The organism is Geotalea toluenoxydans JCM 15764, from assembly GCF_001311985.1.
GTDB classification, from domain to species: Bacteria; Desulfobacterota; Desulfuromonadia; order Geobacterales; family Geobacteraceae; genus Geotalea; species Geotalea toluenoxydans.
The window spans coordinates 44,359-61,046 of record NZ_BBCJ01000013.1; the positions used below are offsets into that span (position 1 = coordinate 44,359).

Sequence of the window (16,688 nt, forward strand, 5' to 3'; positions counted from 1 at the left end):
CCGACATAACAAGAGAAAACCTCTGCCCGGATTGCCCGGACAGGGAGGGAAGAGAGGGGCTTGAATATAAGGATTTTATCTTCCTTGCCGGACCTGCGACATATTGTGGCGCACATCTCTGCTAGGCTATGCCTAAAAAGCTGCGGGGGACTGCCATGCAGCAACTATTGATTTGATGGACAAACTGAAGACGCTTGCCGAGGGGGCAAAGTACGATGTTTCCTGCGCTTCCAGCGGCAGTCATCGCCGCAACCGGGACGGCATCGGCAATGCCGCTTCCTGCGGCATCTGCCATTCCTGGACCGCTGACGGCCGCTGTGTCTCTCTATTGAAGATCCTCATGACTAACTGCTGCATCTATGACTGCGCTTACTGCGTCAACAGGCGGAGTAACGATATCCCCCGTACCGGCCTGACACCGGCAGAGGTGGCGGAACTGACCATCGGCTTCTACCGGCGCAACTATATCGAGGGGCTCTTTCTCAGCAGCGGCGTTGTCGGGTCGCCTGACCGGACCATGGAACTGCTCATCGCGGCGGTGCGGACCCTGCGGGAGACGTATCGCTTCAACGGTTACATTCACCTGAAACTGGTCCCCGGCGCAGATCCGCTTCTGGTGCAGCAGGCCGGTTGGTGGCCGACCGGGTGAGCGTCAACCTTGAGCTGCGACCCGGGAGAGCTTGGCCCTGCTGGCGCGGACAAGAGCCGGGAGGCGGTGGTGGAACCATGCGCCAGGTCAGCAGTCTCATCGTCACCAACCGGGCGGAGCGCAAGAAATCGCGCAAAGTATCACGATTTGCCCCGCCGGCCAGAGCACCCAGTTGATCGTCGGGGCCAGCGGCGAGAGCGACTGGCAAATCGTCACCCTGTCGGAGCAGCTTTACGGGAAGATGGACCTGAAACGGGTCTACTATTCGGCCTACATCCCGGTGAATGACGATCGGCGGCTCCCCGCCCGCACCCTGTCGCCGCTGCGGCGAGAGCACCGTCTCTATCAGGCCGACTGGCTGCTCCGCTATTACGGCTTCAGTGCCCATGAACTGCTGGACGAGCGGTGTCCCAACCTGGAGAGTGATCTTGACCCCAAAACCGGGTGGGCGCTCCGTCACCGGGAGCTGTTTCCGGTTGAGGTCAATCGGGCGGAGTATGGGGTGTTGCTCCGGGTACCGGGGATCGGGGTCCGTTCGGCGCAACGGATCGTCGCTGCCCGACGGCAGGGGAGCCTTTGCCTGGACGATCTTTCCCTGCTGGGGGTGGTAATGAAGCGTGCCCGCTATTTCCTCACCGCCCGGGGGCGCTACGCCGGCGACTGTTCCCTGGAGAGCGCCATGCTTCGCAGTCGGCTCATGGCGGCTCCGGCGAAACGGGACCATGGCCAGCTCTCGCTGGCATTTCCCGAAGCAGCAGAGACGGAAGCCGTGGTCAGCGTCATCGGCGGCGAATTATAATGGGGAGTGACTACTGCTATGATGGCAGCGATGCTGGGCTGCTGACCTTGCTGGCCGACATCGTTCCCCGGGGGATAGAACCCCGCACCATCGGTGTAGAGCCGCCGCAGCAGGAGGATCTTTTTGCCGCACCCGTTTTGGTGGCTACCGATCAGGAGCTGGCGGAGCGGTTCTGGGTTGAACTCACCCGCCGACTGCCGCCAGTCTCCCTGGGACAGCTGCGCCGGGCCTGGTACGCCGATCATTCCGGGCGGGAGCTGATGATCTGCCGCTTCATGCTGCTGGTCTGGCGAGAAGGGGGACGGGCATGCGCCATGCTGGCCCATCCACATGTGACGCCTCTCTGGAAGCTGGCGCAGCAGGTGGGACGGGAAGCCCATCGCTACCTGGGCTTCGTCCGCTTCCAGGAAACGACCAGTGGCTACTATTATGCCTCCCTGAAGCCCGACCACCGCGTTCTATCCCTTATCGCCTGCCACTTTGCCGATCGCTTCCGTGACCAGCACTGGGTTATCCACGACGTGCGCCACGGGGAAGGAATCGTCTACGACTGCACGTGGCGGCGCTGGCTGCTGCTTCCTATGACGACCGAAGGTGATCCGGAGCTGACCCCAGCGGAGGAAACGTTCCAGAGGCTTTGGCGCAGCTATTTCGCAGTGCTGGCCATTGGGGAGCGGGAGAATCTCGCGATGCAGCAGGGGAAGGTACCGCTCAAGGTGCGGCCATGGCTGGTGGAGTTTCGGTAAAGCATGGCATTCCCCTGCCGAGGGGCGGTACCAGCGATGTAATCAGGTGGGTAGGAGGCTACCATAGGCTTTAAGAAGCGAAGCCGAGATACTGCGTGTGCATTTAATTCCTCCTCCCTTACCTGTGTTGTGACGACAGGATAACTCCAAGATGTTCCATCCATTACCAATGTGCTAGGAGCCTGTTGGACTTAGGGATCGAAGCGAGAGAATGGAAAATCGAGGACGGATATCTGGAAATTTGAGAGCGAATAGTGGACCTATTTGTCGAAAATTTACGGAGATCCGGACCGATTTGCCATTTTCGCAGCCGATTCATTCTAAGTCCGACAGACTCCTAGAGACCACGCCACAGACCACGTAGAGAAAGATGCCACAAAAAAAGGGCTTAGCTTTTTGAGCTAAACCCTTGTGTTTTTGGCTCCCCAACCCGGACTCGAACCAGGGACATGGTGGTTAACAGCCACCGCTCTACCGACTGAGCTATTGGGGAATAAAGGAAGTCGTATTTATATTTGAAACAGCTGCTGCTGTCAAGCTATTTTTATTTGCCCTTTTTCAGGTCCACAAGAATCAGTTTGGCAACTGCTTTGAGAGTTTCAAATACCCCTTCACCGGTAGTAGCGCATGCTTCGAAATCAGGCACGTTGGTAGGATTCAGCTCTTTGCGAAGCTCTTCAATGCTGACAACGTTGGGCAGGTCTCGCTTATTGTACTGAACAACGTAGGGAATCTTATCCAGATCATAGCCCTGCTCGGTCAGGTTAATGCGCAGGTTTTCCACGGATTCGATATTTGCTTCCATCCTCTCTTCCTGGGAATCGGCGACAAACACAACGCCGTCAACCCCTTTCAGAATGAGCTTTCTGGATGCATCATAAAAAACCTGACCGGGAACCGTGTACAGGTGGAAACGTGTCTTGAAACCTCTGATCTCGCCCAGTGCAAGGGGAAGAAAATCGAAAAACAGAGTACGTTCGGTCTCAGTGGCAAGGCTGATCATTTTCCCTTTAGCATCAGCGGCTGTCTTCTGGTAGACGAATTGCAGATTGGTTGTTTTACCGCAGAGCCCTGGTCCGTAATAAACAATCTTACAGTTTATTTCGCGGGATGCATAATTGATGAAGGACATCTGGCGTTACCCCAAGTCTGTTAGCTGAACAGGTTATCTATATCGTCGTCGGTAATTTCTGCAAAGGGAAAATCCGTTTCGCCGCTTTTTTCCTTTTCTTCAGCTTTCTGCATCAATCGACCGAAGATGGTTGTCAATTCTTCAGAGGCTTTTTTAACACGCAGACGGACCAGACCCAGTGATGATCTGTTGTCGAAGAGAACGACAAGAATAACCCTGCCACCGACGATGGAGATGTGCAGGTTATCTTTTTCGCCTTCATGGAAAAGAATGGAGAATTCTTTTTCACCGATCAGCTTGGCAAGTCCACCGGTGGCGGCAATATTGCCGGCTGTAAGCGAGGCCAGTGAAGTGGTGTCGAATCGTTCCGTCTCACCTACACCTGTGATGAGCTGACCGTTTTTATCCACAAGAAAGATAACCTTGCTGTTGGCTTCCTTTAAAAGCTTTTCAATGACAGCATTTATCTGTTTGAATTCCTCATCGTACATAACCATCTGAGGATTCGACATGTAACACTCCTTGTGCTGTAGGAGGATTTTATTACAGCGCATTTTATATAACAGAATTGAAAGATACTTTCAAGCTTTAATGGGTATAAGGCACGTGCACAAAAAAAGCTCCGGCTTAAGTGCCGGAGCTTTTTTCGCAAAAAATGACCTGTTACTTTTTGTCTGCGGCATATGACATTGCAGCCATTTTCTCATAAAGTTCAAAGCGCCTGGAAGTCCATTGGGTTGCCTGCTTCATCAAAGCGGCTGCAGCTTCGGGATTACTCTTTTTCAAAACCCGATAACGGTTTTCACCATAGGCGTACTGTTCAAAGGAGATGGTGGGTGCCTTGCTGTCAAGCTGTAGTGGATTTTTGCCCTCAGCAGCCAGTTCCGGATTGTACCGAATCAGCGGCCAGTGGCCGGATGCAACTGCGTTTTTCTGCTCATCCACCGCGGTGGTCATGTCGATGCCGTGGGCAATGCAGTGGGCATAGGCGATGATCAAAGAAGGTCCGTCATATGCTTCTGCTTCAATGAATGCCTTAACAACCTGGCAGGGTTACTGAGTGCCACCTTAGCCACATAGACGTTGCCGTAGGCCATGGCGATCATGGCCAGATCTTTCTTGGGCATTGCCTTGCCGCCGGCGGCAAACTGGGCAACAGCCCCAAGAGGTGTCGATTTGGAGGCCTGCCCGCCTGTATTGGAGTAAACCTCAGTGTCCAGAACCAACAGATTGACGTTTTTACCCGAGGCGATGACGTGGTCAAGGCCGCCGTAACCGATGTCATAGGCCCAACCGTCGCCACCGACGATCCACACCGATTTCTTCACGAGATAGTCAGCCAGCGAAATAAGACGTTTGGCAGCAGGCTCTGTGCAGGTTTCCAACCCTTTCTTCAGGGTTGCAACGCGCTCGCGCTGGGCTTCAATCCCTTCCTGTGTGGATTGATCTGCGTTCCGGATCTCTTTCATTGTGCCGACGAGTGATGCGCATGACTTGCAGCCGCAGTTCATAAGCTCATCAAGCAGTTCTGTAGCTGCTTCTGTGAATTTATCGACGGTGAGCCTCATGCCGAAGCCAAATTCGGCGTTATCTTCGAACAGGGAGTTTGACCAGGCAGGGCCACGGCCATCGGCACGCTTTGCCCATGGGGTCGTAGGCAGGTTCCCGCCATAGATGGAGGTACAGCCTGTGGCATTGGCAATCAATGCCCTGTCGCCGAAAAGCTGGGACATTAATTTCAAGTAAGGTGTCTCGCCGCAGCCGGCACAGGCCCCGGAGTATTCAAAAAGAGGCCTGATCAGCTGGCTTCCTTTCAGGGTTTCACGCTTGACCAGTTTGGCCTCAGTTTCGGGAAGCGAGAGGAAGAAATCGTAATTTTCTGCCTCGGCTTCGCGGAGGGGCGGCTGGAACTGCATATTGATGGCCTTGTGATTGGGGTTTTCCTTGCTCTTTGCCGGGCAGTTGTGAACACAGGCAGCACAGCCGGTACAATCCTCTGGGGCCACCTGAAGAGTGAACTTTTTGCCGGCAAACTCGGCCCCTTTGGCATCAACAGACTTGAAGGTTTTAGGTGCCTTGCCGAGGAGCGAAGGGTCATAGGCCTTCATACGGATGGTGGCATGGGGACAGACGAAGGAGCAGATGCCGCACTGGATGCAGAGAGATTCATCCCACACGGGAATATCGACGGCAATATTGCGCTTTTCGTACTGTGATGTGGCAGTGGGGAAAGTGCCATCCGATGGCATTGCCGATACTGGCAGATCGTCGCCACGACCGGCGATGATCTCGGCTGTTACGTCCTGAACAAATGCAGGGGCGTGACTGCCGACAACGGGGGGCTTCTTCAATTGGCTGGAGGCGGTCGCCGGGACAGTTACCTGGAAGACGTTTTCCAGGGCAGCGTCGACAGCTTTGTTGTTCATGTCGACGACTTTTTCACCAGCCTTGCCATAACTCTTCTTGATGGCGTCCTTGATGGCGTCAAGGGCTATTTCCAGCGGGATGATCGAGGATATCTTGAAGAAGGCGGTCTGCATGATGACGTTGATGCGTGCACCTAGGCCAAGCTCTTCGCCAAGCTTGATGGCGTTGATAACATAGAATTTAAGCTTCTTGTCTATGATCTGCTGCTGCACCTCGACAGGTATTTTATCCCAGACCTGATCCTTGTCGAAGGGGGAGCAGAGGAGGAATGTGGAGCCTTCCTTGGCCTTGGAGAGCATGTCGTATTTTTCCAGGAAGGTGAAGTTGTGACAGGCGATAAAATCGGCACGATCAATGAGGTACGGCGAGCGAATGATATTCTTGCCGAAGCGGAGATGGGAGGTCGTGACGCTGCCGGCTTTTTTGGAGTCGTAAACAAAATATGCCTGAACGTTGTTGTCGGTCTTTTCACCGATGATCTTGATGGAGTTCTTGTTGGCACCGACGGTGCCGTCAGAGCCGAGGCCATAGAACATGGCGGAATAGGTGCCGGCAGCTGCATTGCCAAAGCTGGGGTCGAAGTTAAGGCTGGTGTTGCAGACATCTTCCTTGATGCCGGTAACAAAGTTGCTTTTCGGTTTGTCCTCTTTCAGGTTGTCAAAGACCGACTTAGCCATTGCCGGGGTGAATTCCTTTGAGCCGAGACCGTACCGGCCGCCAACAATGACAGGGTATTGGGTGAAAGAAGTTTTCTTTTCAGCCATTGCTTCGCCAATGGCGGTGCGTATGTCCAGATAAAGGGGCTCGCCCAGTGAGCCAGGCTCCTTGGTGCGGTCGAGAACGGCTATCTTTTTCACGCTTGCCGGAATGGCAGCGACAAAGGCATCGGTAGGGAAAGGCCTGAAGAGGCGAATCTTGAGGAGGCCTACTTTTTCGCCTTTAGCGACAAGGGTTTCAACGGTTTCGTGGATTGTCTCAGCGGCTGAGCCCATAACAACGATAACACGCTCTGCATCAGCAGCTCCCACATACTCAACCAACTTATACTGTCTGCCGGCAATCTTGGCGAACTTGTCCATCTCTTCCTGAACGATGCTGATGGTCGGCTCGTAGTATTTATTGACAGATTCGCGTCCCTGGAAATAGACGTCCGGGTTCTGGGCAGAACCGCGCATGACCGGATGGTCAGGGGACAATGCCCGTGCACGGTGGGCGAGCACTAGGTCGTCGTTGATCATGGCCCGCATGTCATCAAAAGTGAGTTCTTCCACCTTCTGCACTTCATGGGAGGTCCGGAAACCGTCGAAAAAGTGGACGAAAGGAACTCTGGCGCGCAGGGTTGCAGCCTGGGCGATCAGGGCGAAGTCCATGACCTCCTGGACATTGTTGGAGCAGAGCATTGCCCAGCCGGTCGAGCGGCACGCCATGACGTCTGAATGATCGCCGAAGATCGACAGGGCCTGTGCGGCAATGGCGCGGGCAGAAACATGGAAGACCGTGGAAGTAAGCTCACCGGCGATCTTGAACATGTTGGGGATCATCAGCAGGAGGCCTTGGCTGGCGGTGAAGGTGGTGGTAAGAGCACCGGCCTGCAAGGCGCCATGAACCGCACCGGAAGCTCCGCCTTCCGACTGCATCTCGGTGACCAGCGGCACGGTGCCCCAGATATTCTTTTCGCCGTTGGCGCTTTTCTCGTCGGAGATTTCGCCCATTACCGATGATGGTGTAATGGGGTAAATGGCAATAACCTCGTTAGTGGCATGGGCAACGTGGGCTGCCGCGGTATTGCCGTCGATTGTAACCATTCTGCGACTCATACTGTTCCTCCCGATTTTTTATTGTTACTTATACTTATCTATTCGTGAAGCTGAGTTATTCATAATTCGGAGCGTCCTTCGACAGCCCGCTGAACGGTAGCTGCATCAATAAATTCAAGGTCGCTGCCCAGCGGTATGCCGTGGGCAAGGCGAGTAACCCTTATGGATAAGGGTTTTATAAGTCTGGTAAGATAAAGCGCCGTTGCCTCCCCTTCCACGGTGAAGTTGGTGGCAATGAGCACTTCCCGGATCGCGCTGTTTTCCAGACGTTGCATGAGTTCTGCGATCTTCAGATCGCCGGGGGTGATGCCGTTCAGGGGAGACAGCGCTCCGTGCAAAACGTGATAACGACCCTTGAAAGCATGGGAGCGTTCCATGGCCAGAATGTCCTGCGGTTCTTCAACAACACAGATGGTGGTGCCGTCCCTTTCGGTAGTGCAGAGATGGCAGGGATCGTCTTCAGTGATGCCGAAGCACACAGAACAGAATCGAACGCATGCCTTGACCTCAAGCAGGCTTTCAGCCAGAGCAGTCAAATTATCCGGTGATTTGAGGAGGTGAAAGGCAAGCCGTAAGGCTGTTTTGTCTCCAACGCCCGGCAGTTTTTCAGTTCCCCGAGTAGCCTCGTTAGCGATCTGGAAAAATGTATCATAGAATTCTCGGAATTAAAACAACTTTTTATTTTAATGTGAATGAAAAGGGTTTACCGTGAATAAAAAAGTACTTAACTAGCTGAAATGACAGAGATTGTAAAGGTAGGGAGAAGGTCCGTTCCCGGTTCCCACAAGCGGCGGAAAACGGACCTGATTCAACGGAAAACAACAATTAAAAAAGACCGGGTATATTTATGCCGCCGGTGATTTTGCTCATCTGTTCGGCCATCTCCGATTGAACTTTCGTCAGTGCTTCGTTTACCGCTGCCACGACTAGATCCTGAAGCATTTCGACATCTTCCGGATCAACCGCCTCTTTTTTTATGGTAAGGGCAAGCAGTTGGTTTTTCCCGTTAACAACCGCAGTAACGGCACCGCCACCGGCAGTGGCTTCCACTGTTTTTTGGGAAGCTTCCTCCTGCAGTTTTCCCATTTTCTGCTGCATCATCTGCGCCTGCTTCATGATTGACGCTAAACCTTTTGACATGTTTACCTCCCGTTGTTGGTGATATTTTTTATTAACAATAAACTGGTTTTTGTTCAAACTAAAACAAAGTTATTTATTCAGCTCAGATACCTCGTTGACTTGGCCGCCGAAAACTTCCAGAGCAGCATTTATTGCCGGGTGTGCCAGGGCCTTCTCTTTTAATTGCTGCTTCCGTTTGGTTTCCTCAAGGCTTTTTTTTTCCTGCAGGGATGGTGGGGCGCCGACGGTTTCTCCGGCGAGTGATTTAAATCTGATGGTGGGCTGAGAGCTGAAAAATGCATGGGACAGGGTTTTCAGGTCTTCCATGGAATCTGCATCCTGCATTTTGCTCAGCTCGAATGACCCCTCGGCATATCCTACTTCCACAAGCTTTCCGGAAACAGTGATTGGTCGGCCAACTTCAAGAAAAGTGGCAAGAACCGGTTTCTTGCCTTTGACAAAGGTGACAAATCCGGGCCAGGTTGAATCGGTGTGCGGTGCTGCGGTTTCGTCAGCCGCTGGTGCAGATTGTGTAGCTGCTTCTAATGGTTCTCGCTTGGGCTGACACTCTTCTATCTTTTGCGGTGGTGAAGGGGTTTTGGTGGTGGCATTTTGTGGTGCCGCAACTGGTCGGGACTTTTCCCACACCGGAGAGGAAGATGCGACTGATGGCAAGGGGGCGCCGGACTCCAACGCCTTGAGGCGATCAAGGATTTCATTTACCGGAATGACTGGGGCCAGTGCAGCCATTTTCAGCAGGGCCATTTCCAGGACCAATCTGGCAAAGTTGGAGTGGGCCATTTCGTTTTCGGCCTTGAGGAGAATGGTCAAGTGGCGTTGCAGATCGGCTGTGGCAACCGTTGCAGCAAGGCTTTTCAGTTCGCCGCATTCAGTTTCGGAAAGATCCAGGATATCCGATGCATTGTCAATGGCTCGCAGGATGGCCAGGTTTCGGAAGTGGTCGAGAAGCTCCTGGCAGAACTGGCGCATGCTGTAGCCGAAGGAATCCACCTGCTTGACTATCTCAAGCACTGATTTGTTGTCCCGGGAAAACACTGCCTGAGAGGCTTGAAGGAGAAGGCGGCGGTCGACTACGCCAAGCAGGCTCGCCACATCATCGTCGGCGACGTTCTCGCCACAGAATGCAAGCACCTGGTCAAGGGTGGAGAGTGAGTCACGCATGCTGCCATCACCCTTGCGAGCAACAATGGCCAGGGCGTCGTTGCTTATGGAAACCTTTTCCTGGTCAACGATGTACCGCAGGCGGTCAACTATTTTCTGCAGGGGAATCCGCTTGAAATCGAAGCGCTGACAGCGGGACAGGATGGTGATCGGTAGCTTGTGTGGTTCGGTGGTGGCGAAGATGAATTTCACATGGGCCGGGGGTTCCTCCAGCGTCTTCAACAAGGCGTTGAAGGCGTTGTTGGTAAGCATGTGCACTTCGTCGATGATAAATATCTTGTAGCGGCTTTTCGACGGGAGGTACTTGACATTGTCGCGCAACTCGCGGATGTCGTCAACGCCGGTATTGGATGCACCGTCGATTTCAAAAACATCGACAGAATTGCCGTCGGTGATTTCGGTGCAGGAAGGGCAGTTGTTGCAGGGTTCAGTGGTCAGACCATGTTCGCAGTTTAGGGCCTTTGCCAGTATCCGGGCAGAACTGGTCTTGCCGACTCCCCTGGCGCCGGTAAAAAGAAAGGCATGGGCGATCCTGCCGGTGTCGATGGCATTCTGCAGGGTACGGCTGACATGTTCCTGGCCGATCAAGTCACTGAAGGTCTGGGGTCGCCATTTTCGTGCCAAAACGAGATATGACAAAAGGGTTAACCTCTTTGCGCTGGTCACGGTTAGGGTTAATGGTTTGTGGGAGGGGCACAATCGGGGGAATTGCGGACACAACTGATAGCTGGGCGATCCCGCGGCACACGGGTTGAGTTACTGCCGCTGCTTCCTTCCGGACCTGACGGGGTTCATAACCTTCCGTTGCGAGGGGCCCAGCTATCAGTTGTGCCCGCAAAGGGCTAAGCGGGTACGCCAGTTTTCATGTTTTAATCTGGCGGAGAGAGAGGGATTCGAACCCTCGGTACGCTATTAACGTACACACGCTTTCCAGGCGTGCTCCTTCAACCGCTCGGACATCTCTCCACGGAAATAGAGATATTAGTATAGGCTACCATATTTTGTAAAGGTTTTTCTTGCCGCTCCCGGAGTGCCACCGTGGGAACCCATGGCCGGGCGGAAGAAAAACTTGATTTAAGGCGGCAAAAAATTTAGGATTTCGCCTATTAACATGCACGATGGGATATCTATGAATCTGCTCCACAACCTCAATCCACCCCAGAAGGACGCGGTGCTCCATGGCGAAGGGCCGCTCCTGATTCTTGCCGGCGCCGGTTCCGGCAAGACCCGGGTCATTGTCCACCGCATCGCCTATCTTATCACTGAGCGAGGCGTGCCGCCATGGCAGATCCTGGCGGTCACTTTCACCAACAAGGCAGCTGCGGAGATGCGCGGCAGGGTCGAAAAACTGCTCCCTGGCGGCGAAACCCCTCTCATTTCCACCTTTCATTCTGCCTGCGCTCGAATTCTGCGACGGGAGATCCATCACCTGGGATATGACTCCTCTTTTGCCATTTATGATGACAAGGATGGGGAGAAACTGATCAAGGAGATCGTTGCCGAGCTGCATCTGGATGAAAAGCGATTTCCGGCCAAACTCTTTACCGCTGCCATTGATGATTGCAAGAACGCCGGCCGTACTCCGGATGATCTGCCGATGGGCGATTACATGGCCGACAAGATCGGGCAGGTCTATGCCGCATATCAGAAACGTCTGCAGCAGTGCAATGCCCTGGACTTCGGCGATCTGGTGCTGCTGACGGTGCGGCTTTTCGAGCAGTTTCCGGAGGTTCTGGCTCGCTACCAGGATCGTTATCGCTGGATTCAGGTGGATGAATACCAGGACACCAATCCGATCCAGTACCGGCTGGTTAAGCTCTTGGCCGGCAATCGACAGAACCTTTGCGTGGTGGGAGATGATGACCAGTCCATCTATCGCTGGCGGGGGGCGGATATCCGCAACATCCTCGATTTCGAAGATGACTTTCCCCGTGTCAAGGTGGTGAAGCTGGAGCAGAATTACCGTTCGACCAGCACCATTCTTTCCGCTGCCGGGGCGGTGGTGGCAAAAAACCGGGGCCGCAAGGCGAAGACCCTCTGGACGGAGAATCCACCGGGCGAGCCGGTCGTCTACCGGCGTCTGATGGACGAACGGGAAGAGGCGCGTTTTGTTTGCAGGCAGATCGAGCAGTATGTGCGTAAGGGAGGCGACCTGGCGGGTGTGGCAGTCTTTTATCGCGCCAACGCCCAATCCAGGGTGGTTGAAGATGCATGGTGGCCGACGGCATCCCCTATCACATGATTGGTGGCATGCGTTTCTATGCCCGCCAGGAGATCAAGGACATCCTTGCCTATCTGCGGGTACTGATTAATCCGGCCGACGAGGTCTCCCTGAAGCGGATTGTCAATACCCCGGCCCGCGGCATCGGCCATGCTACCATGGAAAAAATCACCGAGCTGGCGCGGCGCAAGGGAATACTCTTTTACGAGGCCCTTTCCGAGGCAGCGGAGGGGGGATTGCTGGCGGCCGGTCCACGGGGCAAGATTGCCGGTTTTGTCGGGCTTCTGGAGCAGTTCCGGCAGCTCATGGACGCCGTGCCGCTCACCGAACTTACCTCCCGCATCATCCAGGAGACCGGTTACGCCATGAAGCTGAAGGAAGAGCGCACCGATGAGTCCCAGGACCGACTGGCCAACCTTGAGGAGCTCCTGTCTGCCCTGGAGGAATTCGAACGGCGCACTGAAGAGCGGACCCTGGCGGCCTTTCTCGAACAGGTGGCACTGATATCTGACCTGGAGCAGGAAGGGAAGGGACGTGAGTCCGCAACGCTGATGACGCTCCATTCGGCCAAAGGCTTGGAATTTCCCCTGGTCTTCATGGTCGGCATGGAAGAAAAGCTTTTCCCCCATGCCCGCTCCCTGGAGGAACCGGAGCAGATGGAGGAAGAGCGACGGCTCTGCTATGTGGGCATGACCCGGGCAAGGGAACGGCTGTTTCTGACCAATGCCAGGCGTCGCCGAATCTTCGGTCAGGAGCAGTACAATTCTCCGTCACGGTTTCTCGCTGATATTCCGAAAGAGCTGCTGGATGTGGAAGACGAAGGCTACCAGCAGCCCGCCTTCGGCTTTGGCTCGGGCCTGGGGGCAGTGCCTCCTCGTGAACCTGCTGTAGAAAAGGGACCGGTCCATAATCTGGCTTCGGTTTTTGAAATGGAGCTGGAACCGGAACTGGCCAATGAGGTGCAGGTGGTTCCAGATGAGACGGTAGACGGTGTCTGGTTGGGGATGAAGGTGCGCCATGGCAAGTTCGGCGTCGGCACCGTCCGCCGCATCGAGGGGAGCGGCAATGAACAAAAGGTGATCGTCTGGTTCAACTCGGTCGGACCGAAGAAGCTTTTGGTGAAGTTCGCCGGGCTGGAGCGGGCTTAACAAAGAGGTTCTACGTTCTAAGTTCTAGGTTCTAGGTTCGAAATTCGAGGTTACATGGGATTCCCCTCGGCTTGTCATTTGCCACTGTTCATGGTACAAAGGCATGCTTTTACTTATTACCCCACTGGGAGTCAACATATGAAGATCACCAAAGATGAGGTGGAGAAGGTTGCCCTGCTGGCCCGCCTGGAATTGACCGGCGAGGAGGCGGAAACGTTCACCGGACAGATGGATGCCATCCTGGCTACGTGGACAAACTGAACGAACTGAATACGGACGGCATCGTGCCGACTGCCCATGCCGTGCCCATGGAAAACGCCTTCCGTGCGGATGAGGTCCGTGATTCCATCGGCATCGACAACGCCCTGGCCAACGCGCCGAAGCGGGCGGAGAGCTTCTTCCGCGTGCCGAAAGTGATCGAGTGACTTTTGCTGCCGATCTTGGCGGCCCTTTGAATGCATTATTACACCCGGAGCAGATATGGAACTTTTCGAACTGACTATCCATGAGTTGCACGATAAGCTGAAAAAAAAGGAAGTCTCCTCAATGGAGGCGACCAAGTCAATGCTGGCGAGGATCGAAGCGGTCGAACCGAAGGTGAATGCCTTCATCACCGTTACCGCCGATCAGGCGCTGAAAGATGCTGCGGAGGCTGACAAGCGTATTGCCGATGGCGACATGGTGACACTTACCGGCATTCCCGTGGCCCTCAAGGACATCTTTCTCACCAAGGGAATCCGCACCACCTGCGCCTCCCGCATCCTGGAAAACTTCGTCCCACCCTACGACGCCACCAGCGTCGCCCGGTTGAAAGCCAGGGGAGCCGTGCTGGTCGGCAAGCTGAACCAGGACGAATTTGCCATGGGTTCCTCCACCGAATCCAGCTATTTCGGCAAGACGAGCAACCCATGGAAGCTGGATTGCATCCCCGGCGGCTCTTCGGGGGGCTCCGCTGCTGCCATCGCCGCACAAGAGGCAACTGCTACCCTTGGTACTGATACGGGGGGCTCCATCCGCCAGCCTGCTTCCCACTGCGGCTGTGTCGGCCTCAAGCCACTTACGGCAGGGTTTCCCGCTATGGGGTCATCGCCTATGCCTCCTCGTTGGACCAGGTCGGACCGGTAACTCGTGATGTCACTGACTGTGCCATCATGCTGGAGGCGGTGGCCGGTTATGACGCCAAGGATTCCACCAGTGTCGATCTGCCGGTGCCCGATTACACAAAAGCGCTGACCGGTGAGGTCAAGGGGCTGAAGATAGGCCTGCCCCGTGAATATTACATCGAGGGGCTCGATCCCGATGTGCAGAAGTCCATGGAGGAGGCCATCGCCACCTACCGGCAAATGGGAGCCCAATTTCAAGAGGTCTCCCTCCCCCACACCGATTATGCCGTTGCCACCTATTACCTTGTTGCCACCGCCGAAGCCAGCTCCAACCTGGCCCGCTACGACGGTGCCCGCTTCGGCCACCGGAGCGAAGCGGCCCAGAGTCTCCTGGACATGTACCGGAAGAGCCGTGCCGAAGGCTTCGGCGAGGAGGTAAAGAGGCGGATCATGCTCGGCACCTATGCCCTTTCTTCCGGTTATTACGACGCCTACTATCTTAAGGCGCAGAAGGTGCGTACCCTGATCATGCATGACTTCATCAAGGCTTTCGAGCAGGTGGATGTGCTGCTGACGCCGGTGGCCCCGACCCCGGCCTTCAGGATCGGCGAGAAGACCAGTGATCCCTTGCAGATGTATCTCTCTGATATTTTTACCATTCCGGTCAACCTGGCCGGCACTTGCGGTATCTCGGTACCTGCCGGCCTCAGCCGGGCCGGGCTGCCAATCGGTCTGCAGCTGATCGGCAAACCCTTCGGCGAGGAGAGCATCCTCCGTGCTGCCCACGCCTTCGAGCAGAATACCGACTGGCACAAGCGCAGAGCGGCATTGTAATAAAACCAACCGGAGAACTCCCATGGAATACAGAGCTGTCATCGGACTTGAGGTCCACGTCCAACTGAATACCAACACCAAGATCTTCTGCGGCTGCTCCACCATATTCGGCGCCGAGCCCAACTCCCAGACCTGCCCTGTCTGTCTGGGTATGCCGGGAGCGTTGCCGGTTCTTAACCGCAAGGTAGTGGAATATGCCATCAAGGCCGGCCTGGCAACCAATTGCCAGATTGCGCCGCGCAGCATCTTTGCCCGGAAAAACTACTTCTATCCCGATCTTCCCAAGGCTACCAGATCAGCCAGTACGAGCTTCCCATCTGCAGCGCCGGTCATCTGGATATCCAGGTGGAGGGCACGGCAAAAAGAATCGGCATCACCCGCATCCATATGGAAGAGGATGCCGGCAAACTGGTCCACGCTGATGTGCCGGGGGTGGGGGATGATTCCTGCGTCGACCTGAACCGCGCCTGTACCCCGCTCCTGGAGATCGTTTCCGAGCCGGACCTGCGCTCCGCCGACGAGGCGGTGGCATATCTGAAGAAACTGCACCAGATCGTCGTCTACCTGGGGATCAGCGACGGCAACATGGAGGAGGGGAGCTTCCGCTGTGATGCCAACGTCTCGGTGATGAAGGTGGGTGCCGACAAGTTCGCACCCGCACCGAAACGAAGAACGTCAACTCCTTCAAGTTCGTCAAGCAGGCCATAGAATACGAGATCGAACGCCAGATCGAGGTGATCGAGGATGGCGGCAAGATCGTCCAGGAGACCCGCCTCTTCGACCCGAACACCGGCGTTACCCGTTCCATGCGCGGCAAGGAAGAGGCCCATGACTACCGCTATTTCCCCGATCCGGACCTGGTGCCGCTGGTGATCAGCAACGACTGGGTGGAGGATGTGCGGCTCGGGCTGCCGGAGCTTCCCGAGGCAAAGCGGTTGCGCTACATGGATGAGCTGGGTCTGCCGGCCTATGACGCCGAGGTCCTGACCGCCAGCCGGGAGCTGGCCGACTATTTCGAGGCATGCCTTGAGTTCCATTCCCAGCCGAAGCCGGTCGCCAACTGGGTCATGGGGGAAGTGACCCGTGCCCTCAATGAAGAGAGCCGATCCATTACCGATACACCGGTCACCCCCCAGCTCCTTGCCGAGCTGCTGCAGCTGATCGACAAGGGGACCATTTCCGGCAAGATCGCCAAGACCGTTTTCGATGAGATGTGGCGGACCGGCAAGCCGCCCGCCCAGGTCGTTGAAGAGAAAGGGTTGGTGCAGGTTTCCGACACGGGGGAGATCGAGCGGATCATCGACGAGGTGCTGGCCAGGGAAGCGGGGCAGGTGGCGGAATACCGTAGCGGTAAGGACAAACTCTTCGGCTTCTTCGTCGGCCAGGTGATGCGTGCATCCAAGGGGAAGGCCAACCCGGCGGTTGTGAACGAGCTGCTTTTGAAGAAGCTCCAGGGGTAGCGATCCAATAAAAGAGTGATCAGACATTTCGGGAGGCTGCCGTGGCTTCGG

8 protein-coding genes, 2 tRNA genes, 1 other RNA gene and 6 pseudogenes are annotated in these 16,688 nt (G+C 55.3%); 8 read left to right on the top strand and 9 right to left on the bottom strand.

The features are described 5' to 3' along the window. The first annotated feature begins 175 nt into the window (after positions 1 to 175). From JCM15764_RS29525 to JCM15764_RS10080, 4 genes are read left to right on the top strand one after another with little or no spacing between them, the layout of a single operon-like run. Positions 176 to 649, top strand: a complete 474-nt coding sequence (locus JCM15764_RS29525; RefSeq protein ID WP_243688720.1) for a radical SAM protein — start codon at positions 176 to 178, stop codon at positions 647 to 649. After that, the gene (locus JCM15764_RS29530) at positions 634 to 825 is read left to right on the top strand and encodes a hypothetical protein (protein ID WP_243688721.1); all 192 of its coding nucleotides are present in this window, start codon (positions 634 to 636) and stop codon (positions 823 to 825) included. Before JCM15764_RS29525 ends, JCM15764_RS29530 begins: the two co-directional genes overlap by 16 nt. Next, a complete protein-coding gene (locus tag JCM15764_RS29535) occupies positions 822 to 1,448 on the top strand; it encodes a radical SAM protein (protein ID WP_243688722.1) in 627 nt (208 codons plus the stop codon). Before JCM15764_RS29530 ends, JCM15764_RS29535 begins: the two co-directional genes overlap by 4 nt. After that, positions 1,448 to 2,194 (top strand): TIGR03915 family putative DNA repair protein, encoded by a 747-nt coding sequence (locus JCM15764_RS10080; protein ID WP_054695279.1) that lies wholly within the window; start codon positions 1,448 to 1,450, stop codon positions 2,192 to 2,194. The genes JCM15764_RS29535 and JCM15764_RS10080 overlap by 1 nt, the downstream gene beginning before the upstream one ends. A gap of 418 nt (positions 2,195 to 2,612) precedes the next feature. Here JCM15764_RS10080 and JCM15764_RS10085 read toward each other — a convergent pair. The 9 genes and pseudogenes from JCM15764_RS10085 to JCM15764_RS10120 form a co-directional block, all read right to left on the bottom strand. Next, positions 2,613 to 2,687: transfer RNA gene (locus JCM15764_RS10085), tRNA-Asn, on the bottom strand. A gap of 51 nt (positions 2,688 to 2,738) precedes the next feature. Further along, positions 2,739 to 3,326 (bottom strand): GTP-binding protein, encoded by a 588-nt coding sequence (locus JCM15764_RS10090; protein ID WP_012645471.1) that lies wholly within the window; start codon positions 3,324 to 3,326, stop codon positions 2,739 to 2,741. Positions 3,327 to 3,346: 20 nt separating this feature from the next. Then, positions 3,347 to 3,838 carry a roadblock/LC7 domain-containing protein gene (locus JCM15764_RS10095; RefSeq protein ID WP_012645472.1) on the bottom strand — a complete coding sequence of 164 codons (492 nt, stop codon included), beginning with the start codon at positions 3,836 to 3,838 and terminating at the stop codon, positions 3,347 to 3,349. 151 nt (positions 3,839 to 3,989) lie between these two features. After that, positions 3,990 to 7,570, bottom strand: a pseudogene (gene nifJ, locus JCM15764_RS10100) (pyruvate:ferredoxin (flavodoxin) oxidoreductase). Positions 7,571 to 7,629: 59 nt separating this feature from the next. Continuing rightward, positions 7,630 to 8,222: pseudogene (recR, locus tag JCM15764_RS10105) on the bottom strand (recombination mediator RecR). Between the two features lie 173 nt (positions 8,223 to 8,395). After that, positions 8,396 to 8,710: a YbaB/EbfC family nucleoid-associated protein gene (locus JCM15764_RS10110; protein ID WP_012645475.1), complete on the bottom strand. Its 315-nt coding sequence runs from the start codon at positions 8,708 to 8,710 to the stop codon at positions 8,396 to 8,398. Positions 8,711 to 8,779: 69 nt separating this feature from the next. Continuing rightward, positions 8,780 to 10,510: a DNA polymerase III subunit gamma/tau gene (dnaX, locus tag JCM15764_RS10115; RefSeq protein ID WP_054695282.1), complete on the bottom strand. Its 1,731-nt coding sequence runs from the start codon at positions 10,508 to 10,510 to the stop codon at positions 8,780 to 8,782. Positions 10,511 to 10,593: 83 nt separating this feature from the next. Further along, positions 10,594 to 10,692, bottom strand: an RNA gene (ffs, locus tag JCM15764_RS22850) — signal recognition particle sRNA small type. Positions 10,693 to 10,746: 54 nt separating this feature from the next. Further along, a tRNA-Ser gene (locus tag JCM15764_RS10120) sits at positions 10,747 to 10,837 on the bottom strand. A gap of 163 nt (positions 10,838 to 11,000) precedes the next feature. Between JCM15764_RS10120 and JCM15764_RS10125 the strand changes: the two are divergent. The 4 pseudogenes from JCM15764_RS10125 (at position 11,001) to gatB (ending at position 16,637) form a co-directional block, all read left to right on the top strand. Continuing rightward, positions 11,001 to 13,240, top strand: a pseudogene (locus JCM15764_RS10125) (ATP-dependent helicase). A 138-nt stretch (positions 13,241 to 13,378) separates the two neighbouring features. Beyond that, a pseudogene (gene gatC, locus JCM15764_RS10130) lies at positions 13,379 to 13,665 on the top strand (Asp-tRNA(Asn)/Glu-tRNA(Gln) amidotransferase subunit GatC). Positions 13,666 to 13,720: 55 nt separating this feature from the next. Next, positions 13,721 to 15,177, top strand: a pseudogene (gene gatA, locus JCM15764_RS10135) (Asp-tRNA(Asn)/Glu-tRNA(Gln) amidotransferase subunit GatA). Between the two features lie 22 nt (positions 15,178 to 15,199). Beyond that, positions 15,200 to 16,637: pseudogene (gene gatB, locus JCM15764_RS10140) on the top strand (Asp-tRNA(Asn)/Glu-tRNA(Gln) amidotransferase subunit GatB). The last annotated feature ends 51 nt before the right edge of the window (positions 16,638 to 16,688 follow it).

Coding starts and splice junctions, on each gene's coding strand:
- JCM15764_RS29525 (WP_243688720.1), top strand. CDS start 176: ATGGACAAACTGAAGACGCTTGCCGAGGGGGCAAAGTACGATGTTTCC.
- JCM15764_RS10080 (WP_054695279.1), top strand. CDS start 1,448: ATGGGGAGTGACTACTGCTATGATGGCAGCGATGCTGGGCTGCTGACC.
- JCM15764_RS10090 (WP_012645471.1), bottom strand. CDS start 3,326: ATGTCCTTCATCAATTATGCATCCCGCGAAATAAACTGTAAGATTGTT.
- JCM15764_RS10095 (WP_012645472.1), bottom strand. CDS start 3,838: ATGTCGAATCCTCAGATGGTTATGTACGATGAGGAATTCAAACAGATA.
- JCM15764_RS10110 (WP_012645475.1), bottom strand. CDS start 8,710: ATGTCAAAAGGTTTAGCGTCAATCATGAAGCAGGCGCAGATGATGCAG.